Source organism: Serratia quinivorans, from assembly GCF_052113645.1.
In the GTDB taxonomy this organism is placed as follows: Bacteria; Pseudomonadota; Gammaproteobacteria; order Enterobacterales; family Enterobacteriaceae; genus Serratia; species Serratia quinivorans_B.
Genome location: NZ_JBIEIU010000021.1, coordinates 36802 through 57467 on the forward strand (window position 1 = coordinate 36802; position 20666 = coordinate 57467).

Below are 20666 nucleotides of genomic sequence, written 5' to 3' on the forward strand. Positions count from 1 at the left end.
ATGTCCGGCGCATCAAGCTACAGAATTTTTGATATCACCCTGAAAATAAAAGAAAACGTATCGCCCTCCTTACTGCGCTGCGTTTTCGAGGGACCGGATGTCCATCGCATGAAGCTGGAGGCGCCGGATCAGCGCATCAAACTGTTGTTCCCGGCCGAAGAAGGAGAGTTCCTGAGGCTGGAAAACAGCGACGATTGGTATCGTGACTACATGGCGATACCGAAAGAACAGCGCCCGGTAATGCGCACCTATACGTTGCGCGCGCTACGCCGCGAACAGAACCAGATGGACGTCGAGTTTGTCCTGCATGGTGTGAACGGACCGGCTTCCGCCTGGGCGACGCATGCCAAACCGGGAGATGTCATCCAGACCGTCGCACCCAATGCCGACTTTGACGGCGACAGCGGCGGTTATGAATGGGTGCCGCCAAGCGAGTTGCAACAGGCCCTGCTGATCGCCGATGAGACAGCGGTCCCGGCGGCGGTGGGCATTCTGGAACAGTTGGCACAGCGGGCTAATCCGCCGCGGGTGCAGGCATTCTTCGAGGTTCCGGTGGCAGGCGACTGCCTGAACATGGAGCGTTTCCCGTTTGCCGAAGTGTATTGGTTGCCGCGTGATGTCGGGCATCAGCAGATGCACGGCACACTGTTGGTGGAGTCGGTACGCCAGCGGGTGAATATTCCTGAGTCGGCGCGGACGCAAGCGCAGTCGTTGGCGGAAAACAGCCTGGGCGGTGACTTGCTGTGGGAACGTGCAGAAGGGGCGAAAAGCTTTTACGCCTGGGTTGCGGCAGAGTCCTCAGCGGTGAAGGCGTTGCGCCGTTACCTGATTGGCGAACGCGATCTGGACCGCTCCACCGTTAACTTTATGGCGTACTGGTGCTGAGTTAACCCATTAATAGCCGGCTTCACTTTGGTGGCGTACCGCCAGCAGTACCGCGGTGCGACCATCAAAATGATACAGAGCAAGATAACCGCTGTTGCCGAAATCGATCGGCCATTCCCTGAATTCAATCTCCATCTGTTCAACCGGCCGACCTGCCTGCGGGTGATGGGCCAGAATATTGACGTTGCTACGGATGGTTGCCACGGCCCGCTGGGCAGCGTGGCGATCTTTTGCCGCCAAAAATCGGTACAATCGCTGAATATCGAGCAGTGCTGCGGGCGTCCATATCAGTTGTGGCACTCCGGTATCTCCGTATCGTCACCTTTTTCCAGGTCTGCGAGCCAACGGTCAGCCTCGTCTTGACTTAGGTGTTTACCATTGGTCTGATACGTTTCCCATGCCTGCAATGCATCTTTGCGTAGCGCTTCGCGCTTTTCTTCTCGCTCGACGTATTCACGGATCGCCTCACGCATAATCCAGTGCGCACTACGCTGATGCGCGGCTGCGATTTGCTGCACCCGTTGTTTTAGCTCATCATCAATTTTTATCGATGTCGCCGTAGTCATAAGTAGCCTCAGTTAGCGAAAGGTAATACCTTTGGCGACTATAAGACCAGAATGCCATGCTGTCCAATTTTTGTGCGCTGCGCTTTAACTCGCCATCAAACTCACATGCGCGGCCACGATGCGCCAGCCGCAGGGCAACTTGACCCAGGTTTGCATCTGGCGGCCGATACTTTCGCTGCCCGGTCGGCGAAATTCGGTGCTGGCGACGGCCATATCATCGCCGTAGGTGGTGATGACGGTGTTTTCCAATACGCGATCCAGCCCTTTTGAGGGACGTTGTTGGCGGAAGTCGCGGATCTGATCGATGCCGTATAAATTCTCCGTCGCACCGTAACGAACGGTACGCCCATCGTGCCAAAACAGCTCATCCAGCACTTCAATGTCGTTGCCAATCAGCGCCTGCTCGTAACGATAAAAGGCGGCGTTTACCTCAGCCAGTACCGCTGGGCGGTCGATATACTCACTTTTCATTCGTTAATCCTGTTTTCCGGTAAAGCACATACCGCCACACCCCGTTGCTCCAGCGCATAGGCGGCGCGAAGCGCCAGATCCTCACGCCACGGCGGAGCGATCAGTTGCAGGCCAATCGGCAGGCCCGAGGCGGTTTTCAGCGGCACCGTCACCACCGGCAGACCAAGGAAAGAGACAGGTTGTGTCAGCATGCCCATACTGGCGCGGATCGGCAGATCGGCACCGTTGATGCGCATGGTTTCCTGGCCGAGCGGCGTGGCGCTGCAAGGCGTCGCCGGCGCGATGAGAATGTCCCAGTGTTCGAACAGCGGCAGCACCTGCTGTTGGAAATGGGTACGAAAACGCTGAGCCTGCACATACCAGGCTGCGGGCAACATGGCGCCGGCCAACAGGCGTTCGCGCGACAACGGCTCAAAACGTGCCGGCTGGCTACGCAACAGGGGCAGATACTGGTTGCCCCCCTCGGCGGCACTGAGAATAAACGCGGCAGAACGGGCCAATTCAGCCTGCGGAAATTCGACTTCCGCACAGGCTTCGAGTGCCTGAGCGACCTGCTGTACTGCGGTTTTAGCCTCATCGCTGCACCACTGCTGAAAATAGCCTCCCAGCACCGCGCAGCGCAGACCTTGTTGGCCGCGAGGCAACAGTGATTCGGTTTGCGTGACCGGTTTATCCGCCTGGAAACGGTCTTCAATATCGGTCCCCTGCATCACGTCGTACACCGTTGCCAGGTCGCGCACCCGGCGGGCAAAGGGGCCAACGTGATCCAGGCTGGCGACGAAGGGCTGGCTGCCGCTGCGCGACAGGCGGCCAAAGGTCGGTTTCAACCCGAAGATGCCACACAGCGACGCGGGTACGCGGATCGACCCATTGGTGTCGCTGCCGAGGGAAAACGTCACCAATCCGGCTGCGACTGCCGCCGCCGAGCCCCCGGAAGATCCTCCGGCAATACGCGTGGTGTCGTGTGGGTTGTGTGTCGCGCCGTAGTGGCTGTTTTCGGTGGTGAAGCCGTAGGCGTAGGCGTCCATATTCAGCATGCCGGAGAGCAGCGCGCCTTGCCCGGCCAGTTTACCAATCGCCCAGGCGTCTTGTTTCGCAGGCGGGTTATCGCTGAACAGGCTGGCGCCCGCCAGGGTGGTTTCACCGGTCACGTCGAACAGGTTTTTAACGGCATAGGGGATCGCCGCCAGACTCGGCAGCGTTTGCCCCTTGGCTCGCGCGCGGTCGAGGTGATCGGCTTCACTCAGCATGCGTTCACGGGTGATGTGGGTATAGGCATTAAGAGCCGGGTTCAGCCTGTCGATATTCTCTAAAGTTTGCTGGGCGATTTCACGAGCGGAAATCGCACCTTGCTTGAGGGCCGCGCGGATCTCGGCGATCGATAGGGCACTTAACGGATTCATGCGCGGTACACTCCTGCTATCTCCAGGCGTGGATCGAGCGGAAAGGCCATTAACGGTTCCGCCAGTGAGGCGATGCGATTGAACTGGGTCAGCAATTCCTGACGACGCTGGTCGTCCATTTCCAACGCCAGTAGGGCTTCCATTTGGCTGATATAGGCCGTCCAGTCGACGGTCGGTTGATGATTCATTTTATTTCCCCCAACAAAAAATGGCGGCTAGAAGCCAGCGGCACTGCCGTTGCTGCGCGGGTCAAAAGCCCCTTCAAGCATGCCGTTAGTATGGCGAACAATGGCACCGGCGTGACCGACCGCTTCGCTGAAATCCGCCAGCATCTCCACGTCGTGCCCTCGTTGGCGCAGGTATTCAACGGTTTCCGCGCTGAAACGACCTTCCAGTTTCAGTGAGTCCGAGCTTTCGCCCCAGGTGCGGCCGAGTAGCCAGCGCGGTGCGCTGATCGCCTGCTGCAGCGGCAGGCCCTGCACCACATGGCGGACAAACACCGCGGCCTGGGTTTGCGGCTGACCGTCGCCCCCCATGGAGCCGTACACCAGGGTTCGTCCGTCGTACAGGCGGGCGGCGGCCGGGTTCAGGGTGTGGAAAGGTTGCTTGCCCGGCGCCAGTGCCAGCAGATGGGCGGCATCGAGGCTGAAGGACGCACCGCGGTTTTGCCACAGCACGCCACTTTGTGGCAGCACCACGCCGCTGCCGAACTCATGATAAATACTTTGGATAAAGGACACCGCCAGGCCGCTGCTGTCCATCACGCCCATCCAGACGGTATCGCCCGGTCCCTTACCTTTGCCCCAGGCGGCAGCCTGTTCAGTATCGATGCGTTTGGCCAGGGCATCCAGGTGCTCGGCCGTCAGCAGCGCCTGCGGATCCTGGGTCATTTGGCGCGGGTCGGTGATGAACTGGTCACGCAGACCGAAAGCCAGCTTGGTGGCCTCGACGATGTCATGCACCACCGCACCTTCGCTTCGGCTGGCCAGCGGCAGGCGATCGGTCAAGCCGAGGATAGCTAACGACACCAGGCCCTGAGTCGGCGGCGTCAGGTTGAAGACTTCGCCTTTCTGGTGTTCCAGCCGCAATGGGGTGCGGCGACGAGGTCGATACTCCGCCAAATCCTGCGCGGTGAGCGGCATGCCCAATCGAGCCATATCGGTCGCCATACTTTGCGCCAGGGGGCCGCGATAAAAGCTGTCCAATCCCGCTTCCGCCAGGGTAATCAGGGTCTCCGCCAACTGGGGTTGGCAGAAACGCTGCCCGGCATGCGGAATTTCTCCGTGCGGCAGGTAGGTGCGGGCAAAATGGTCGAACGCCGCCAGTTCGTGATACTTGCTGCGCGTGGCGGCCTCCTGCGAGGCGGTGACCGGAATGCCGTCTGCGGCATAGCGAATGGCATCGGCCAGCAGGCGCGGCAGCGGCAGTTGTTCGCCGCCAAGCTCGAGGGAATAGTCCAGCGCTTCGCGCCAGCCGCCCACGGTGCCGGCAACGGTCAGCGCCGCCTTTGGCCCGCGGTGCGGAATATGGCTTTCACCTGCGTAAAAATCCAGCGTGGCCAAAGATCCGGCGGCACCGCTGGCGTCGATCGCCACTGGATCGCCCTGGGGAGGAACAATCAGCCAAAAGCCGTCACCGCCCAGGCCATTCATGTGCGGATAGACCACGGCGATAGTGGCGGCGGCGGCGACCATGGCTTCGATGGCGTTCCCCCCCTCGCGCAGAACCGCCAGTGCGCTTTCGCTGGCGAGGTGGTGTGGCGTGACGGCCATGCCCAATGGCGCGGTGTTGCTGTTAATCATTTATTGGCCCTTGTTTGAGGTCAGCGTCTGCCTCAAACACAAGCAAGAGGCGTTCCATGTTTTCTTCATCGGCAATAATCGCTTGCCAGCGGGTGGATTGGCCGTGCTATGTTCCGCTGAAACAAAGGTTACAAGCAGGAGCAGCAATGAAGCAGATCGATGAACGCCTGCGCGGGGAATATCCGCAGCTCACACCGCAGGAGCAGCGGGTGGCCGATTTTATTTTCGATCACTTTGATGACCTGATCAGCTACAACAGCGCAGAGCTGGCGCGCCTGAGCGGGGTGTCCAAAGCCACCGTCAGCCGCCTGTTCAAACGTTTGGGTTACTCCAGTTACCGCGCGATGCGCGACGAGCTGCGAACCCTGCGTCAGAGCGGCATGCCACTGACCGATAACCGAGATGCGGTGCAGGGCAACACCCTGTTGGCACGGCATTACAAGCAGGAAATGGCCAATCTCACCCAGTGGGTGAACCATATTGACGCCGGGCAGTTCAATGCGGTGATCGCGGCCCTGGTGCAGGCGCGGCGGGTGGTGCTGATGGGGTTTCGCAACAGCTATCCGGTCGCGATGCACCTGCGCCAGCAGTTGATGCAGGTGCGTGAACAGGTGTTGTTGATGCCGCAACCGGGGCAGACGCTGGCGGAAGAACTGGTCGATCTGGATCACCGGGACGTGGCGGTGGTGGTGGCCTTTCGCCGCCGACCGCGCCAATTGCGGGCGCTGTTGACGCAGTTGCAGGTTCAGCAGGTGCCGACGTTGTTGGTATGTGAACCGCAGGCGCAGGCGCTGATCCCACTGGCGAACTGGCATCTGGCGGCGCCGCTCGACAGCGTTTCCGCCTTTGACAGCTATTCCGCCGCCATGAGTCTGGCCAACCTGCTGAGCAATGCGTTACTGCATGAGACGCTGGCGCAAGGGCGTCAACGGATCCATCAGATTGCTGACCTGTATGGCGATCTGGATGAGTTGGAGCAGCGCTGAGCCCGGCGCTATTTTGGTGCTTTTGCACTTTCATGGTGCGCTTGTTTCCCCGTTTTATCTCTTCACCCCGCCCCCGCCATGGCGGGGGAATTTCCTCCCTAACGCCCTAACTCACGGGCAGTAAAGCCGAACGCTGTTCTCGCTCTCGATTGGCACATTAGTTGCAGAGTGATAATCAAAGAATCTTTTGTTTCATCATTTCACCATCGGGGATAATCTATGAACTTCAAGAAAATCGGGGTAGCGGCGTTAGGTGCGGTGTTGTTGATGGCGCAGGCCACTTCGGCGATGGCCGATCAGCTGCAAGAAATCCAGCAACGCGGCGTGTTGCGGGTGGCGGTACCTCAAGACTTCCCGCCGTTTGGCTCGGTCGGCACCGATCTGCAGCCGCAGGGTTATGACATCGATATGGCGCAGTATTTGGCTGACAAGATGAAACTTAAGTTGCAGTTGGTGCCGGTCACCAGCGCCAACCGCGTGCCCTATCTGCAGACCAATAAAGTGGATCTGGTGATTTCCAGCCTGGGCAAAAACCCTGAGCGTGAAAAGGCCATCGCCTTCAGCCGTGCCTATGCGCCGTTCTTCCTTGGGGTGTTTGGCCCGAAAGACACGGCGTTGGGCGAGGCTGCTCAGTTGGACGGCAAAACCGTGGGCGTGACGCGTGGCGCGGTGGAAGACATGGTGCTGAGCGATACTGCGCCGAAGGGGGCGCAGATCAAACGCTACGAAGACAACAACACCACGCTGTCGGCTTACCTATCCGGACAGGTGCAATACATCGCCACTGGTAATCTGGTGGTGAGCGCCCTGGCGCGGCAGAACCCGACCAAAGCGCCGGTCGCCAAATTTATGTTGAAAGACTCGCCGTGCTTCGTCGGCCTGCGTCTGGGCGAACCGGCGCTGAAAGCCAAAGTGGATCAGTTGATTGAACAAGCGCTGAAAGACAACACCCTGAACGGGCTGTCGGAAAAATGGCTGAAAGCGCCGCTGCCCGCCAATCTTGGTGCATAACGGGAGCGCCTGATGACCTATCAGCTAAATTTTCCCGCTCTGTGGCCCTACCTGCCTGAGTTGCTGGCCGGTTTGCTGACCACCATTGAGTTGACGGCGCTGGCCACCCTGATGGGCGTTGCGCTGGGGATTTGTGGCGCGGCGATCCGCAGCGGCAAAACCAACATGCTTAGCCGCCTGTGGGGAATTTACGTAGAAGTGGTGCGCAACACGCCGTTTGTGGTGCAGCTGTTCTTCATAGTCTTCGGTCTGCCGAGCCTCGGTTGGAAACTGACCGCAGGGCAGGCGGCGCTGCTGGCGATGGTGATTAATTTGGGCGCCTACAGTACCGAAATTATTCGCGCCGGCATTCAGGTGACTCCGAAAGGGCAGTGGGAAGCCGGGCGGGTGCTGGGTTTTAGCCGCAGCCAGACATTTTTGCGCATCGTGTTACCGCCTTCGCTGCAGCGTATTTATCCGGCGTTGGTCAGCCAGTGCATTATCGTCATGCTGGGCTCATCGGTGGTATCGCAGGTGTCGTTCGAAGAATTGACCTTTGCCGCCAACCTGATCCAGTCGCGCACCTTCCTCAGTTTTGAAGTGTATTTAGTGACGGCGCTGTTCTACCTGCTGCTGTCGATCCTGATGCGCCAGCTGTTGCTGGCCGCCGGCCGCCGCTTTTTAGGGAGCCCGAACTGATGCTGACTTTTACCGACTGGGACATTGTGCGCAACCTGCTGCTGGCAGCGCGCTGGACGCTGTTATTGTCGCTGACGGCGTTCTTGGGCGGCACGCTGGTGACGCTGCCCTTGTTATTGTTGCGCCTGAGCAAGCGTCAGTGGGCGCTGCGTTTTGTGCGTTGTTATTCCGAGCTGTTTCAAGGTACGCCGCTACTGATGCAGTTGTTCCTGGCGTTCTTTGGCCTGGCGCTGTTCGGCATTGATGTCAGCCCCTGGACCGCTGCCGCGCTGGCGTTGACGTTGTTTACCAGCGCCTTTCTGGTGGATATCTGGTCCGGCAGCATCGCGGCGTTGCCTAAAGGCCAGTGGGAAGCGTCGCGTTGCCTTGGGCTGAGCTTTGGTCAGACCCTGATGCGGGTGGTGGTGCCACAGGCGGTGCGCATCGCCATTGCGCCCACCGTCGGTTTTTCGGTTCAGGTGATCAAGGGCACCGCACTGGCGTCGATCATTGGTTTTGTCGAACTGACCAAGGCGGGCACCATGCTGAACAATGTGACTTATCAACCCTTTAAAGTTTTCGGCCTGGTTGCGCTGGGCTATTTCCTGATGTGTTACCCGCTGTCGCGTTACAGCCATTATCTGGAGAAGAAGTTCCATGCCGCTCATCACCATTAATCAGGTTCAAAAATACTACGGTCAGAACCATGTGCTAAAGGGCGTGGATCTGGATATCGACATGGGCCAGGTGATTTCGATTATCGGCCGTAGCGGCTCCGGCAAAAGCACGTTGTTACGCTGCATTAACGGGCTGGAAGGCTATCAGGAAGGCAGCATCAAACTGGGCGGCATGACAATCACCGATCGTGATTCGCAGGCGCGTGAAATCAGTCGCTCCATTGGCATGGTGTTCCAGAACTTCAATTTGTTCCCGCACATGACCGCGCTGGAAAACGTGATGTTGGCGCCACGCCGGGTGTTGAAGAAAAGCCCGGCGGAATGCCGCGAGCTGGCGGAAGAGATGCTGAACAAGGTCGGGCTGGGCGAGCGGATGCACTATTCCCCGGCTAACCTTTCCGGTGGGCAGCAGCAGCGGGTGGCGATTGCCCGGGCGCTGGCGATGAACCCGAAAGTGTTGCTGTGCGACGAAATCACGTCGGCGCTGGATCCGGAGTTGGTGGGCGAGGTGCTGAAGGTGCTGGAGCAGCTGGCCAAAGAGGGCATGACGCTGATTCTGGTCACCCATGAAATGAACTTTGCCCGCGAAGTCGGTGACCGGGTGGTGTTTATGCACCAGGGCAAAGTGTGGGAACAGGGCGACAGCCGCACGCTGTTTGCCAACCCACAAACGCAGGAATTAAAACAGTTTATTGCTTCAGTGCGGGGCCTGTCAGAGCACTGATACGCCAGGCCTGCTGCACTGAATTTATTGAGTTATTAAGCTGGTAAGGAATGAACATGTTGGATATTACCCAGTTCGATCAAATTAACCCGCCCGCCCGTTTGCTGATGGGGCCAGGGCCGATCAACGCCGACCCGCGCGTGCTGCGCGCCATGTCTAGCCAGTTGATCGGGCAGTATGATCCGGCGATGACCGGCTACATGAATCAGGTGATGGAGCTGTACCGCGCGCTGTTTCGCACCGAAAACCGCTGGACGATGCTGATCGACGGCACCTCCCGCTCCGGTATCGAAGCGATGCTGGTTTCATCCATCCGCCCCGGCGACAAAGTGCTGGTGCCGGTGTTTGGCCGCTTTGGCCATTTATTGTGTGAAATTGCCCGCCGCTGCCGTGCCGAAGTGCACACCATTGAGGTGCCGTGGGGGGAAGTGTTCAGCGCCGATCAGATTGAAGACGCGATCAAAAAGGTGCGTCCGCGCCTGCTGTTGACGGTGCAGGGCGATACTTCAACCACCATGCTGCAACCGCTGGAGCAACTGGGGGATATCTGCCGCCGCCACGGCGTATTGTTCTATACCGATGCGACTGCGTCCTTTGCCGGCAACCCGTTGGAAACCGATGCCTGGGGACTGGACGCGGTGTCCGCCGGTCTGCAGAAATGCCTGGGCGGCCCGTCCGGCAGTTCGCCGGTCACTCTAAGCCCGCAGTTCGAAGAGATTATTCGTCGCCGTAAGTGCGTGGAGCAGGGGATCCGCACCGCCGATCACGCCGACGGTGACGACGAAATGATCTACTCCAACTATTTCGATCTCGGCATGATCATGGATTACTGGGGCCCAGAGCGGTTGAATCACCATACCGAAGCCACCAGCATGCTGTTCGCTGCGCGCGAATGCGCCCGGGTGATCCTGGAGGAAGGGCTGGATAACACCATCGCCCGCCACCAGCGGCACGGCGCGGCCATGCTGGCCGGTATTCAGGGCATGGGGCTTGAGGTGTTCGGCGATCTCGACAACCGCATGAACAACGTGCTGGGCGTGGTGATCCCGCCGCAGGTGCATGGCGAACAGGTGCGCCAGATGATGCTTAACGATTTCGCCATTGAGATTGGCACCTCGTTCGGTCCATTACAGGGCAAGATTTGGCGCATTGGCACCATGGGATACAACGCGCGTAAAGATTGCGTACTGCAGACCCTGGCCGCGCTGGAAGCGGTGCTGAACCGGCTGGGCTTTACCAGCAAGCAGGGCGAAGCGCTGCAGGCGGCCTGGAACACCTATGACGACGGAGGCCGCTGATGACGGCGCTGTTAACCGCCCAGGAGGCGGAGCAGGCGGCGGCACGGGTGATGGCGCGTTGCGATGCGCTGGCGGCGATCAGCGCCACGCCGGGCCAACTGACGCGGGTTTATCTGTCACCGGAGCATCGGCGTGCCAATCTGTTGGTGGGCGACTGGATGCGTACTGTCGGTATGACGGTCTGGCAGGACGCTGTCGGCAACGTTTGCGGCCGTTACGAAGGCCAAACGCCAGGTGCGCCCGCGTTGCTGCTCGGTTCGCACTTGGATACGGTGCGCAACGCCGGGCGTTATGACGGCATGCTCGGCGTATTGACGGCGTTGGAAGTGGTGGCGCATTTGCATCAGCAGCAGCGGCGTTTGCCGGTGGCCGTTGAGGTGATTGGCTTTGCCGATGAAGAAGGCACACGCTTTAGCGTTGCCCTGCTGGGCAGCCGGGGCATTACCGGTCAGTGGCCGGCCGACTGGCTGGAACGCACCGATGCCGACGGTATCAGCGTGGCGCAGGCGCTGAGCGAGTTTGGCCTGGATCCGGCGGCAGTCGGTGAGGCGCGGCGGGCGCAAAGTGATATCTGCGCCTATCTGGAATTGCATATCGAGCAAGGCCCTTGCCTGGAGGCTGCCGATCTGGCTTTGGGCGTGGTGACGGCGATTAACGGCGCGCGTCGACTGAACTGCACTTTTCGCGGCGAAGCGGGCCATGCCGGTACCGTGCCGATGGGGCAACGCAAAGACGCCTTGGCGGCCGCGGCGGAATGGATGGTGGCGGTTGAGGCGATAACCTGCGCCGGCGATGGGCATTTGGTGGCGACCGTTGGGCGGATTGCAAGCCTGCCGGGGGCGGTCAACGTGATCCCCGGTGAGGTCACGCTGTCGCTCGACGTGCGCGGTCCGCAAGACGGCCCGCTGGCGGCGTTACTCTCGCAGTTGTTGGAACGGGCGCAGGCGATCTGCGATCGTCGTGGGTTAGGGTTTGCCAGCGAGGAGTTTTATCGCATAAATGCAACGGAATGTGATGCAGATTTGCAGCAACGTTGGCAGCGGGGCGTGAATGCGGTGCAAGAGCGCAGCATGGCTTTACCCAGCGGTGCCGGGCATGACGCGATTGCCGTGGCGGCTTGCTGGCCGGTGGGCATGCTGTTTGTTCGTTGTGAGCGTGGCATCAGTCACCATCCGGCCGAAGCCGTAAGCCAGGCTGACGTGGCGCTGGCCATCCAGGCTTACTGCCAGACGGTAGCCAGTTGGGGTGCGCTCTGATGAATCTGCAACAGTTTAATCAATTATCCGTGGCGGAAGCCGAACGGTTGCTGCAGCCCTGTGTGGACATCGCGGCCTGGATCGCCGCGGTGGTGGCGGCACGGCCCTTCAGCTGCCGCGACACCGCGTTAGCCGTGGCCTGGCAGGCGGCGCAGCGCTGGCAACCTGAAGAGATCAGTCAGGCATTGGCGCAGCATCCGCGCATCGGCGAACGAGCCAAAGGCCAGGGGCAAGAGGCGCAATTTTCCGCGCGCGAACAGGCGGCGGTCAATGCTCAGGATCTCGAATTGGCCGAGGCGCTGCTGGCAGGAAACCGACGTTATGAACAGCAATTTGGTCAGGTGTTTTTGATCCGTGCCGCCGGTCGAGATGGGCGCGCCATTCTGAGTGAGCTGGAACGACGCTTGAACAACGGGGCGGAGCAGGAACGGCAGGAAACCGCCGAACAGCTGCGTGAAATCGTGATGCTGCGTTTTAAGGAGTTACTGAACGATGAGTAATATCAGCACCCATATTTTGGATACCTCTCTGGGCAAACCGGCGGCAAAGGTGCGGGTCTGGCTGGAGCGAGAGCATCAGGGACAGTGGCTGGCGGTAGGCGAAAGCGCCACCGATGCCGATGGCCGCGCCCGTGAGCTAACGCCGGAGGAGCTGCCCGCCGGGCACTACCGCCTGCATGCCGACGTGGGCGGTTACTTTAAGGCCGACCAGCGAGAAACGCTGTATGCCACGGCGATCATCGATTTTGTCATCAAGGAAACGGCGCAGCATTACCATTTACCGCTGCTTATCAGCCCGTATTCCTATTCAACCTACCGGGGCAGCTAAACGCCCTTAGCGGTTAACCCGCATTGACGAGGTACCTATGGCTCTGTCTCAGGATAAGGGCGCGGCTTCGTGCTGCCCGGAAGATGAAAAACTGCCGCTGGCAAAAACCTTTGCCTACGGCCTGCAACATATTCTGACCATGTACGGTGGGATCATCGCGCCGCCGCTGATCATCGGTTCTGCTGCGGGATTGGGCACGCCGCAGATTGGTATGCTGGTGACGGCGGCGCTGTTTGTCAGCGGGCTGGCGACGCTGTTGCAGACCCTTGGCGTACCGGGTTTCGGTTCTCGTTTGCCGTTGGTTCAGGGGGTTTCCTTTGCCGGCGTGGCGACGATGGTGACCATCGTTACCGGTGACGGCGGTTTGCCTGCGGTGTTTGGCGCGGTGATGGCCGCTTCGTTGGTCGGGCTGCTGATCGCGCCGTTTTTCTCGCAGATTATCCGCTTCTTCCCGCCGGTGGTGACCGGCACCGTAGTGACGGTGATTGGGCTGTCGCTGATGCCGGTCGCGGTGCGCTGGGCTATGGGCGGCAATGCCAGTGCGGCGGATTGGGGATCGACCGGCAATATTGGTCTGGCGGCTTTCACGCTGGCGGTAATTCTATTGCTGAATAAGGTCGGCTCCCCGGCGTTAAAACGGCTGTCGGTGCTGCTGGCGATGGCCGTCGGCTGTGTGGTGGCGGCGCTGGTGGGGAAGGTGAGCTTTACCGCGGTGGGTCACGGACCCTGGCTGGCATTTCCCGAGCCTTTCGCTTACGGCTGGCCGACCTTCGAACTGAGCGCGATCTTGTCCATGCTGTTGATCGTGCTGGTATTGCTGACGGAAACCACCGCAGGGTTGATGGCCGTCGGTGAGATTGTCGGTTCGTCGGTGGATGCACGCCGCATTGCCAATGGGCTGCGTGCCGATATGCTGTCCAGCGCGCTATCGCCGGTCTTCAACTCGTTTCCGCAAAGCTCGTTTGCCCAGAATATCGGGCTGGTGGCGATCACCGGTGTAAAAAGCCGCTTTGTGGTCAGCGCCGGCGGGGCGATTTTGGTGTTACTGGGGCTGCTGCCGGTCTTGGGGCGGTGGGTGGCCTGCATTCCGCTGCCGGTGCTGGGGGGCGCGGGCGTGGTGCTGTTCGGCTCGGTAGCCGCCAGCGGCATTCGCACCCTGGCAAAGGTCGAGTATAAGGACAATATGAATCTGGTGGTGGTGGCGACGGCGATTGCTTTTGGCATGATCCCTATCGTGATGCCGACTTTCTACGATCAATTCCCGAACTGGGTGCGCACTTTGCTGCATTCCGGCATCAGCGCCTCGTGCCTGGTGGCATTGCTGCTGAACCTGTTGTTTAACCGCATTGAGGGGGCGGCAGAAAAAGCGGGGAAGGAGGAGCTTTCCTGAAGCAACGGGCGCAGCGGACCGCGCCCGAAATGATTAATCGTGGCGCAGGAAACTGTCGGCATCGCGCCAGGCCGGGAAGGCACTGCGATAGCTTTGCAGGGTTTCCAGCGACAGTTCAGCGTCCAGCCGTGCCGCGAGGCCGGGTTCAACCTGTGCCAGCGTTTCGCCCTGCGGACTGAGGATCAGGCTGTCACCGCTGTAGTTCAGACCGTTGCCGTCTTCGCCAACGCGGTTGCAACCGGCCACGTACACCTGGTTCTCAATGGCACGTGCCGCCAACAGCGTTTGCCAGTGTTTGCTGCGCGGTGCCGGCCAGTTGGCGACGTACAGCGCCAGATCGTAATCCTGCTGATAGCGGGACCAGACCGGGAAGCGCAGGTCGTAACAGATTTGCGGCAGGATGCGCCAGCCGCGCCATTCGAAAATTTCACGCCGTTTGCCCGCCTGATAATGCAGGTGTTCGCCCGCCATGCGGAACAGGTGGCGCTTATCGTAGGCATGTACCCGGCCGTTGGGCTCCACCAGCAGGAAGCGGTTAACCGCCCCCTCGGCGGTTTTTAACGCCACGCTGCCGCCAACCAGGGCGTTGCTTTTATTCGCCCAGCCGTGCAGCCAGTCGATCACCTGCTGTTCCGGTAGCGCGCTTTCCCCAGCATCCATGGCAAAGCCGGTTGTGAACATCTCCGGCAACACGATCAGATCGCGGCCGCTCAACGACGCCAACAGTGCGTCAAAATGATGCAGATTGGCTTCGCCATCACGCCAAACCAGCGGTTGCTGCAACAGGGTAATTTTTAAAGTCGACATAACCGCTCCGCAGCCGCATCCAGCGTGGCATCCTGTTTAGCGAAGCACAGCCGGATCAATTTATGAGGGAAAGGATCGGCACAGAAGACCGACAGCGGGATCGCCGCCACGCCAACGTGCTCGGTTAACCAATGGCAGAACGCCACGTCGTCCAGATCGGAGACGGCGCTGTAATCTGCCAGTAAGAAGTATGTGCCTTCACAGGGCAAAATTTCCAGTCGGCTGTTGGACAGCGCCTGCACGAAACGATCGCGTTTGGCGCGGTAAAACGCCGATAATTGCTGCCAGTGTTCCGGTTCGCTGCGCAGCATATCCGCCAGCGCCAACTGCGCCGGGGTGTTGACCGAGAAGGTCAGGTATTGGTGCACCTTGCGCACTTCCGCACTCAGAGCTGCCGGGGCGACGCAATAACCCACTTTCCAGCCGGTCATATGGAAGGTTTTGCCGAAAGACGACACCGCGATAGCGCGTTGACGCAGTTGCGGATGGGCCAGCACGCTGGTGTGGCCGCCTTTGGCGAAGCAAATGTGCTCGTAGACTTCATCGCTCAGCACATAGATTTCACGCTCGCTAATGGTGTGCCACAGTTGCTGCATATCCTCCGCCTGCCAGGCGGTGGCGGAAGGATTGTGTGGCGTATTGAGGATCACCAGACGGGTGCGCGGCGACAGCAGTGCTTCGAACTGTCGCCAGTCGACGCTGAAGGTTGGAGGCTGCAGCGCAATGCGTTTCAACGTACCGCCGGACAAGGCGACCGCCGGCGCATAGCTGTCATAGCTGGGATCAAAGCAAATGACTTCGTCGCCGGGACGTACCAGCGCGCTGATGGCGGCGAACAGGGCTTCGGTGGCGCCCGCCGTAACGGTGACTTCGCTGGTGGCATCCGGCAGCCAACCGTACAGGGCCGCCGTTTTGTCGGCGATGGCCTCACGCAGTGGCGCGACGCCGGTCATCGGAGCATATTGGTTGGCGCCCTGGCTGACATGCCAGGCCAGACGCTCTTTCAGGTAATCCGGACCATCGAAATCGGGGAAGCCCTGCGACAGGTTGATCGCCTGATGCTGCGCCGCCAGTGCGCTCATCTGGGTGAAAATGGTGGTGCCCAGAGCGGGCAGTTTGCTTTCGGGAATCAATGCTGAAGTGCTCATAGCAGGCTAATACTCCTGGCGCTTATGTTGCTGTCAATATAACACGATGTTAGTATTTGGCAATCAAGACGCTTAGATGGCTAAATGAAGAAAAAATCTAACGATGAGTTAAACCCTTCTAAGCTTCACCTGCCAAACGACCTTACAGACCGGGAAACGATAATGACCGAAAATCCGCAACTTACAGCGCTATTGTCTGCCTGCCACTGGATTGGCGAAAAGGGCTGGTGCCCGGCGACCGGCGGTAACATGTCGCTGCGCCTCGACGATCAGCACTGTCTGGTGACCGAATCCGGCAAGGATAAAGGCAGCCTGACCGAAACGGACTTCCTGTTGGTAGAAACCGCCACCAACCATGTGCCAAGTGGTCGCACGCCGTCGGCGGAAACCGGCTTGCATACCTTGCTTTACCGGTTGTACCCGCAGATTGGGGCGGTGCTGCATACGCATTCGGTGAATGCGACCGTGCTGTCGCGCGTTGAACGCAGCGAGGGCCTGGTGTTGCAAGGGTATGAGATGCAAAAATCGCTCGCCGGGCAGAGCTCTCATTTGGATAGCGTGGTCATCCCCATTTTCGACAACGATCAGGACATTCCGCGATTAGCCGCACGCGTGGCAGCCTTTGCCGAAGTGACGCCGCTGCAGTACGGTTTTCTGGTGCGGGGCCACGGCCTGTATTGCTGGGGTCGTCAGGTCGCGGAGGCTCGTCGTCACCTTGAAGGGCTGGAATTCCTGTTCCAGTGTGAACTGCAACGCCGATTACTGGAGGCAAAATGATCCGCGCCATCGTCACCGACATTGAAGGCACTACCAGCGATATCCGTTTCGTTCATCAGGTGCTGTTCCCCTATGCCCGCGAACGTTTGGCGACGTTTCTCCGACAGCACGAGGCCGATGCTGAAGTGGCCGCGCCGCTGACTGCTTTGCGCCACGAGCTTGATCAACCGCAGGCAGACATTGAGCAACTGATTGCCGCGCTGTACCGTTTTATGGATGAAGATCGCAAATCTACGGCGCTAAAGGCACTGCAAGGCATCATCTGGCGCAGCGGCTACCAGAACGGCGATTTTCGCGGGCATTTATATCCCGAGGTCGCCAGGCAGTTAGCCGCCTGGCAGCAGCAGGGGCTGAAGCTGTACGTCTATTCTTCCGGCTCGGTGGAAGCGCAAAAACTGCTGTTCGGCTACAGCGATGCCGGCGATCTGCAGCCGCTGTTCAGCGGGTATTTCGATACGCACGTCGGCGCCAAGCGTGAAACGGCCTCGTACCGCAATATCGCCGCAGAAATCGGCATTTCTGCCGACGAGTTATTGTTCCTCTCCGATATTCATCAGGAGCTGGATGCCGCTCGCGCCGCTGGCTGGCACACCTGTCAGTTGATCCGTGACGACGCCGATCCACAGAGCCTGCATCCGCAGGTTAACCGTTTTGATCACATCGATTTAGGGGAGTTTGCCTCATGAGTGGATTGACCATTTTCAGCGATAAAGAGCCGCAGCAGCCGCTGTGGCAGAGCCGCGATGCCGAAGCCATTCAACAGCAACTGGCACAAATCGGCGTGCGTTTTGAACGTTGGCAGGCCGATCGCGATCTGGGTGACAACCCGGAACCGGCGGCCGTGATCGCCGCTTACCAACATGAGATTGACCGCTTGGTCGCGGAAAAGGGGTACCAGAGTTGGGACGTGATCAGCATGCGTCCAGACAACGCCCAGCGCGAAGTGCTGCGCGACAAGTTTCTTTCCGAACACACCCACGGCGAAGATGAAGTGCGGTTCTTTGTCGAAGGGGCGGGGCTGTTCTGCCTGCACCTGAACGGCAAGATCTACCAGATCCTGTGCGAGAAGAACGATCTGATTTCCGTACCGGCAGACACCCGCCATTGGTTCGATATGGGGTCGGCGCCGAATTTCACGGCGATCCGCGTGTTCGATAACCCGGAAGGTTGGGTGGCGCATTTCACCGGCGATAAAATCGCCGATGCTTATCCGCGTCTCGACTGATGCTGCGCGGGCGTTAACCTAGCGCCCGCTTAAAAATCCCTTCATCGACCTGCTGTGGCGTGATCACGCCGCTGTCAAACACCCAACCGCTGATAAGTTTTGCCGGCGTGACGTCAAATGCCGGGTTGTAAACCTGCGCATCGTTTGGCGCCCATTGGCATGAGCCAAAACTGCCGGACACACCGGTCACTTCAGTGGCCGCGCGCTGCTCTATAGGGATGGCTGCGCCGTTCGGACAGTGTGGATCATGCGTGGTGTGTGGTGCGGCGACGTAAAATGGAATGCGGTGGTAATGCGCCAACACCGCCAGGCTGTATGTGCCAATCTTGTTGGCGACGTCACCGTTGGCGGCGATGCGGTCGGCACCCACCCATACGGCGTCGACCTGGCCCTGAGCCATCAGGCTGGCGGCCATGGAGTCGCAAATCAGTCGATAAGGGATGCCCAACTCGCCCAGTTCCCAAGCGGTCAGACGGCCACCCTGCAGCAGCGGCCGGGTTTCATCCACCCACACCTGCTGTATTTTGCCCTGTTGATGGGCGCGCAGCAGCACACCGATGGCAGTACCGACACCGGCAGTCGCCAACCCGCCGGTATTGCAATGGGTCAGCAGGCGGCTAGCGGGTTTCACCAATTCGGCACCGTGATCGGCAATGCGATCGCACAATTTGCGGTCTTCTTCCACTAACCGCAAGGCTTCTTCCACCATTGCCGGCACCCAGTCCGGTTGTGCCAGCGCCAGCTTCATGCGGTCCAGGTTGTTCATCAGATTAACCGCCGTCGGCCTTGAGGCGCGCAGGGTGATCAGCGCCTGTTCCAGCTCTTCGCGCGGCAGGCCGCGTTCCGCCAACAGGGCCAACAGCAGGCTGGCGGACAGGCCGATCAGCGGCGCGCCCCGAACCCGCAAGGTGTGAATATGATCAACCAGCTCTTCTACGCTGTCACAGGTGCGCCACTGTTTTTCCTGCGGCAAAGCCTGCTGATCGAGGATCCAAAGTCGGTTGTCACTCAGGGTCAAACTGGTGGTGTTAAGCGCTTGCATCGGCGGTTAATTCCTTGTTGCGTAGTTATTGCATCTGGAAAGCTATTCTGCCAACATGACTTCCAGATGTATAGACGTCCAAATGCTTTTACGTCTGAAAAATAATAATCGTTGTGTCAAAGAGACAGGAAAGAGGGGTTGGGAATGTCGCATTATCGTACGTTTACTGCTGCCGATGCCGTTGAGTATGCTCGCCAATACGGGCAGTTGGCCGATCCACAGGCGCTGGTGAGCGCTGACGAGATTGGTGACGGCAATCTGAACCTGGTGTTCAAGATCCGCGATCGCGATGGGGTTAGCAGGGTGATCGTTAAACAGGCGCTGCCGTACGTACGCTGCGTGGGTGAATCCTGGCCACTGACCCTGGATCGGGCACGGATCGAAGCGGAAACTCTGTTGATCCACGGCGGTTTTTGTCCAAGACATACGGTAAAAGTGCTTCACCACGATCCCGAGTTGGCGGTGATGGTGCAGGAAGATCTTTCCGACCACCACATCTGGCGCAGTGAATTGCTCAAGGGCCATTATTACCCGCTGGCGGCCGGCCAACTGGCGGAATATTTGGCGCAGACCCTGTTCCATACCTCCGACTTTTATCAGAGCGCGCAGGTGAAAAAGGCCGAGGTCAGTCGTTTCACCAACCCTGAGCTGTGTCAGATCACCGAAGATCTGTTTTTTACCGACCCCTATATCGATCATGAGCGTAATCAGTTTGATCCGGTGTTGCTGCCTCAGGTGCTTGAGCTGCGTGATGATCCTGCGTTGAAGCTGGCGGTTGCTGGACTGAAGCACCGTTTTCTGAGCAAGGCGGAAGCATTGCTGCACGGCGATATTCACAGCGGCTCGATTTTTGTTGCAGAAGGCAAGTTGAAGGCGATCGACGCCGAGTTTGGTTTCTATGGTCCGATCGGGTTTGACGTCGGCAGCGCTTTAGGCAACCTGTTGCTGAACTATTGCGGCCTTCCGGGGCTGTTAGGGCCGCGTGATGCCGCCGCCGGGCGAGAACAACGTCTGCAGGATGTACGTGAACTCTGGCTGATTTTTGCCGATCGTTTCCTGGCGCTGTGCCACCAACAGACCCGCGAGTTGGCGCTGGCGGTGCCGGGTTACGCCGAGCAGTTCCTGCAGCAGGTGTGGACGGATGCGGTAGGTTACTGCGGCAGCGAGTTGATTCGTCGTACTATCGGCCTGGCGCACGTTGCCGATCTGGACAGCATTAGCGACGCAGAGATGCGTGCGGAATGCCAGCGCAGTGCATTGAGCCTGGGACGCGCGCTGATCGTTAATGCGCCGCAGATCGAGCATATCGACGCGCTGCTGGCGCGTATTCGCCAAAACGGCTAGAAGCCTGACGAATACCCTGAGAAGGGTGCTCATGGATCTGTCGTAACAACCAACAGGCGGGGCAAGCCCCGCCGTTGGGTTGCCTTACCGTTCGGGTTCGTAAGCCAAAATGGCTGCAACCTCCGTGTCCCCCAGTTTGATGCGCAATTCACACAGTGAACCGCGAGTGATCCACATCAGCGCGATGAGCGTTGTGCAGATAATCATCAGCCTCAGAACGACCCGTTCCTGCTGCATTTTTGACCTCCTTATCCTTGCCTTCCGGCGGGTAAGAGGCTAACCTGACGTTGCTTAGACGTTCAGAGTGGCCTCGGGTTGATGTATCGACTCGGGGCCTTTCTCTTTCTATCCTTGACTAAATTAAAGCTC

General features: G+C 59.3%; 25 protein-coding genes. 15 read left to right on the forward strand and 10 right to left on the reverse strand.

Annotation, left to right across the window (positions count from 1 at the left end; translation table 11 throughout):
- On the forward strand, positions 1-885 hold the full coding sequence (locus ACGS9J_RS24550; protein WP_442233235.1) for a siderophore-interacting protein: 885 nt from the start codon (positions 1-3) through the stop codon (positions 883-885).
- A 9-nt stretch (positions 886-894) separates the two neighbouring features.
- On the opposite strand, the gene ACGS9J_RS24555 is transcribed toward ACGS9J_RS24550, so the two are convergent.
- From ACGS9J_RS24555 to ACGS9J_RS24580, 6 genes are all read right to left on the reverse strand, one after another.
- Complete coding sequence (locus ACGS9J_RS24555; protein ID WP_442233236.1) at positions 895-1185, reverse strand: type II toxin-antitoxin system RelE/ParE family toxin; 291 nt, start codon at positions 1183-1185, stop codon at positions 895-897.
- A complete protein-coding gene (locus tag ACGS9J_RS24560) occupies positions 1173-1451 on the reverse strand; it encodes a CopG family ribbon-helix-helix protein (protein WP_442233237.1) in 279 nt (92 codons plus the stop codon). Before ACGS9J_RS24560 ends, ACGS9J_RS24555 begins: the two co-directional genes overlap by 13 nt.
- 84 nt (positions 1452-1535) lie before the next feature.
- Complete coding sequence (gene hpxZ, locus ACGS9J_RS24565; RefSeq protein WP_442233238.1) at positions 1536-1922, reverse strand: oxalurate catabolism protein HpxZ; 387 nt, start codon at positions 1920-1922, stop codon at positions 1536-1538.
- Positions 1919-3325 (reverse strand): AtzE family amidohydrolase, encoded by a 1407-nt coding sequence (locus ACGS9J_RS24570; protein ID WP_442233239.1) that lies wholly within the window; start codon positions 3323-3325, stop codon positions 1919-1921. The genes hpxZ and ACGS9J_RS24570 overlap by 4 nt, the downstream gene beginning before the upstream one ends.
- Complete coding sequence (gene hpxX, locus ACGS9J_RS24575) at positions 3322-3513, reverse strand: oxalurate catabolism protein HpxX (protein WP_442233240.1); 192 nt, start codon at positions 3511-3513, stop codon at positions 3322-3324. Before hpxX ends, ACGS9J_RS24570 begins: the two co-directional genes overlap by 4 nt.
- Before the next feature lie 27 nt (positions 3514-3540).
- On the reverse strand, positions 3541-5127 hold the full coding sequence (locus ACGS9J_RS24580) for a gamma-glutamyltransferase family protein (RefSeq protein WP_442233241.1): 1587 nt from the start codon (positions 5125-5127) through the stop codon (positions 3541-3543).
- Positions 5128-5273: 146 nt separating this feature from the next.
- Here ACGS9J_RS24580 and ACGS9J_RS24585 point away from each other — a divergent pair, with 146 nt between their 5' ends.
- From ACGS9J_RS24585 to ACGS9J_RS24630, 10 genes are all read left to right on the forward strand, one after another.
- Positions 5274-6113 carry a MurR/RpiR family transcriptional regulator gene (locus tag ACGS9J_RS24585; RefSeq protein WP_442233242.1) on the forward strand — a complete coding sequence of 280 codons (840 nt, stop codon included), beginning with the start codon at positions 5274-5276 and terminating at the stop codon, positions 6111-6113.
- A 219-nt stretch (positions 6114-6332) separates the two neighbouring features.
- Entirely contained in the window at positions 6333-7124 is a 792-nt protein-coding gene (locus ACGS9J_RS24590) for a transporter substrate-binding domain-containing protein (protein ID WP_442233243.1), read from the forward strand.
- A gap of 12 nt (positions 7125-7136) precedes the next feature.
- A complete protein-coding gene (locus tag ACGS9J_RS24595) occupies positions 7137-7802 on the forward strand; it encodes an amino acid ABC transporter permease (protein ID WP_442233244.1) in 666 nt (221 codons plus the stop codon).
- Positions 7802-8458: an amino acid ABC transporter permease gene (locus tag ACGS9J_RS24600; RefSeq protein WP_442233245.1), complete on the forward strand. Its 657-nt coding sequence runs from the start codon at positions 7802-7804 to the stop codon at positions 8456-8458. Before ACGS9J_RS24595 ends, ACGS9J_RS24600 begins: the two co-directional genes overlap by 1 nt.
- Positions 8439-9182, forward strand: coding sequence for an amino acid ABC transporter ATP-binding protein (locus ACGS9J_RS24605; RefSeq protein ID WP_442233246.1), 744 nt, complete (start codon positions 8439-8441; stop codon positions 9180-9182). Before ACGS9J_RS24600 ends, ACGS9J_RS24605 begins: the two co-directional genes overlap by 20 nt.
- Positions 9183-9238: 56 nt before the next feature.
- A complete protein-coding gene (locus ACGS9J_RS24610; protein WP_442233247.1) occupies positions 9239-10480 on the forward strand; it encodes a pyridoxal-phosphate-dependent aminotransferase family protein in 1242 nt (413 codons plus the stop codon).
- Complete coding sequence (gene hpxK / locus ACGS9J_RS24615) at positions 10480-11736, forward strand: allantoate amidohydrolase (protein WP_442233248.1); 1257 nt, start codon at positions 10480-10482, stop codon at positions 11734-11736. Before ACGS9J_RS24610 ends, hpxK begins: the two co-directional genes overlap by 1 nt.
- Positions 11736-12236: a 2-oxo-4-hydroxy-4-carboxy-5-ureidoimidazoline decarboxylase gene (gene uraD / locus ACGS9J_RS24620; protein ID WP_442233249.1), complete on the forward strand. Its 501-nt coding sequence runs from the start codon at positions 11736-11738 to the stop codon at positions 12234-12236. Before hpxK ends, uraD begins: the two co-directional genes overlap by 1 nt.
- Positions 12229-12564, forward strand: a complete 336-nt coding sequence (uraH, locus tag ACGS9J_RS24625; protein WP_442233250.1) for a hydroxyisourate hydrolase — start codon at positions 12229-12231, stop codon at positions 12562-12564. Before uraD ends, uraH begins: the two co-directional genes overlap by 8 nt.
- Before the next feature lie 37 nt (positions 12565-12601).
- Positions 12602-13954, forward strand: a complete 1353-nt coding sequence (locus ACGS9J_RS24630) for a nucleobase:cation symporter-2 family protein (protein ID WP_442233251.1) — start codon at positions 12602-12604, stop codon at positions 13952-13954.
- Between the two features lie 33 nt (positions 13955-13987).
- Here ACGS9J_RS24630 and ACGS9J_RS24635 read toward each other — a convergent pair whose 3' ends face one another.
- Entirely contained in the window at positions 13988-14761 is a 774-nt protein-coding gene (locus ACGS9J_RS24635) for an amidohydrolase (RefSeq protein WP_442233252.1), read from the reverse strand.
- Entirely contained in the window at positions 14749-15909 is a 1161-nt protein-coding gene (locus tag ACGS9J_RS24640; RefSeq protein ID WP_442233253.1) for a pyridoxal phosphate-dependent aminotransferase, read from the reverse strand. Before ACGS9J_RS24640 ends, ACGS9J_RS24635 begins: the two co-directional genes overlap by 13 nt.
- Before the next feature lie 162 nt (positions 15910-16071).
- On the opposite strand from ACGS9J_RS24640, the gene ACGS9J_RS24645 reads away from it, so the two are divergent.
- The 3 genes from ACGS9J_RS24645 to ACGS9J_RS24655 are packed head-to-tail and all read left to right on the forward strand — an operon-like array spanning position 16072 to position 17911.
- Positions 16072-16686 (forward strand): methylthioribulose 1-phosphate dehydratase, encoded by a 615-nt coding sequence (locus tag ACGS9J_RS24645; RefSeq protein ID WP_442233254.1) that lies wholly within the window; start codon positions 16072-16074, stop codon positions 16684-16686.
- Positions 16683-17372 carry an acireductone synthase gene (mtnC, locus tag ACGS9J_RS24650; RefSeq protein ID WP_442233255.1) on the forward strand — a complete coding sequence of 230 codons (690 nt, stop codon included), beginning with the start codon at positions 16683-16685 and terminating at the stop codon, positions 17370-17372. The genes ACGS9J_RS24645 and mtnC overlap by 4 nt, the downstream gene beginning before the upstream one ends.
- On the forward strand, positions 17369-17911 hold the full coding sequence (locus ACGS9J_RS24655) for a 1,2-dihydroxy-3-keto-5-methylthiopentene dioxygenase (protein WP_442233256.1): 543 nt from the start codon (positions 17369-17371) through the stop codon (positions 17909-17911). Before mtnC ends, ACGS9J_RS24655 begins: the two co-directional genes overlap by 4 nt.
- 13 nt (positions 17912-17924) lie before the next feature.
- On the opposite strand, the gene mtnA is transcribed toward ACGS9J_RS24655, so the two are convergent.
- Positions 17925-18953: an S-methyl-5-thioribose-1-phosphate isomerase gene (gene mtnA, locus ACGS9J_RS24660; RefSeq protein ID WP_442233257.1), complete on the reverse strand. Its 1029-nt coding sequence runs from the start codon at positions 18951-18953 to the stop codon at positions 17925-17927.
- Positions 18954-19097: 144 nt separating this feature from the next.
- On the opposite strand from mtnA, the gene mtnK reads away from it, so the two are divergent.
- Positions 19098-20297 (forward strand): S-methyl-5-thioribose kinase, encoded by a 1200-nt coding sequence (gene mtnK, locus ACGS9J_RS24665; RefSeq protein WP_442233258.1) that lies wholly within the window; start codon positions 19098-19100, stop codon positions 20295-20297.
- Between the two features lie 84 nt (positions 20298-20381).
- Here the strand turns inward: mtnK and ACGS9J_RS24670 are convergent, their stop codons facing one another.
- Positions 20382-20534 carry a Hok/Gef family protein gene (locus ACGS9J_RS24670; protein WP_442233259.1) on the reverse strand — a complete coding sequence of 51 codons (153 nt, stop codon included), beginning with the start codon at positions 20532-20534 and terminating at the stop codon, positions 20382-20384.
- Between the last annotated feature and the right edge of the window lie 132 nt (positions 20535-20666).

Bases quoted from the DNA above. Each gene is read 5' to 3' on its own strand.
- ACGS9J_RS24550 (WP_442233235.1), top strand. From the start codon at position 1: ATGTCCGGCGCATCAAGCTACAGAATTTTTGATATCACCCTGAAAATA.
- ACGS9J_RS24560 (WP_442233237.1), bottom strand. From the start codon at position 1,451: ATGACTACGGCGACATCGATAAAAATTGATGATGAGCTAAAACAACGG.
- hpxZ (WP_442233238.1), bottom strand. From the start codon at position 1,922: ATGAAAAGTGAGTATATCGACCGCCCAGCGGTACTGGCTGAGGTAAAC.
- ACGS9J_RS24570 (WP_442233239.1), bottom strand. From the start codon at position 3,325: ATGAATCCGTTAAGTGCCCTATCGATCGCCGAGATCCGCGCGGCCCTC.
- hpxX (WP_442233240.1), bottom strand. From the start codon at position 3,513: ATGAATCATCAACCGACCGTCGACTGGACGGCCTATATCAGCCAAATG.
- ACGS9J_RS24580 (WP_442233241.1), bottom strand. From the start codon at position 5,127: ATGATTAACAGCAACACCGCGCCATTGGGCATGGCCGTCACGCCACAC.
- ACGS9J_RS24585 (WP_442233242.1), top strand. From the start codon at position 5,274: ATGAAGCAGATCGATGAACGCCTGCGCGGGGAATATCCGCAGCTCACA.
- ACGS9J_RS24590 (WP_442233243.1), top strand. From the start codon at position 6,333: ATGAACTTCAAGAAAATCGGGGTAGCGGCGTTAGGTGCGGTGTTGTTG.
- ACGS9J_RS24595 (WP_442233244.1), top strand. From the start codon at position 7,137: ATGACCTATCAGCTAAATTTTCCCGCTCTGTGGCCCTACCTGCCTGAG.
- ACGS9J_RS24600 (WP_442233245.1), top strand. From the start codon at position 7,802: ATGCTGACTTTTACCGACTGGGACATTGTGCGCAACCTGCTGCTGGCA.
- ACGS9J_RS24605 (WP_442233246.1), top strand. From the start codon at position 8,439: ATGCCGCTCATCACCATTAATCAGGTTCAAAAATACTACGGTCAGAAC.
- ACGS9J_RS24610 (WP_442233247.1), top strand. From the start codon at position 9,239: ATGTTGGATATTACCCAGTTCGATCAAATTAACCCGCCCGCCCGTTTG.
- hpxK (WP_442233248.1), top strand. From the start codon at position 10,480: ATGACGGCGCTGTTAACCGCCCAGGAGGCGGAGCAGGCGGCGGCACGG.
- uraD (WP_442233249.1), top strand. From the start codon at position 11,736: ATGAATCTGCAACAGTTTAATCAATTATCCGTGGCGGAAGCCGAACGG.
- uraH (WP_442233250.1), top strand. From the start codon at position 12,229: ATGAGTAATATCAGCACCCATATTTTGGATACCTCTCTGGGCAAACCG.
- ACGS9J_RS24630 (WP_442233251.1), top strand. From the start codon at position 12,602: ATGGCTCTGTCTCAGGATAAGGGCGCGGCTTCGTGCTGCCCGGAAGAT.
- ACGS9J_RS24635 (WP_442233252.1), bottom strand. From the start codon at position 14,761: ATGTCGACTTTAAAAATTACCCTGTTGCAGCAACCGCTGGTTTGGCGT.
- ACGS9J_RS24640 (WP_442233253.1), bottom strand. From the start codon at position 15,909: ATGAGCACTTCAGCATTGATTCCCGAAAGCAAACTGCCCGCTCTGGGC.
- ACGS9J_RS24645 (WP_442233254.1), top strand. From the start codon at position 16,072: ATGACCGAAAATCCGCAACTTACAGCGCTATTGTCTGCCTGCCACTGG.
- mtnC (WP_442233255.1), top strand. From the start codon at position 16,683: ATGATCCGCGCCATCGTCACCGACATTGAAGGCACTACCAGCGATATC.
- ACGS9J_RS24655 (WP_442233256.1), top strand. From the start codon at position 17,369: ATGAGTGGATTGACCATTTTCAGCGATAAAGAGCCGCAGCAGCCGCTG.
- mtnA (WP_442233257.1), bottom strand. From the start codon at position 18,953: ATGCAAGCGCTTAACACCACCAGTTTGACCCTGAGTGACAACCGACTT.
- mtnK (WP_442233258.1), top strand. From the start codon at position 19,098: ATGTCGCATTATCGTACGTTTACTGCTGCCGATGCCGTTGAGTATGCT.
- ACGS9J_RS24670 (WP_442233259.1), bottom strand. From the start codon at position 20,534: ATGCAGCAGGAACGGGTCGTTCTGAGGCTGATGATTATCTGCACAACG.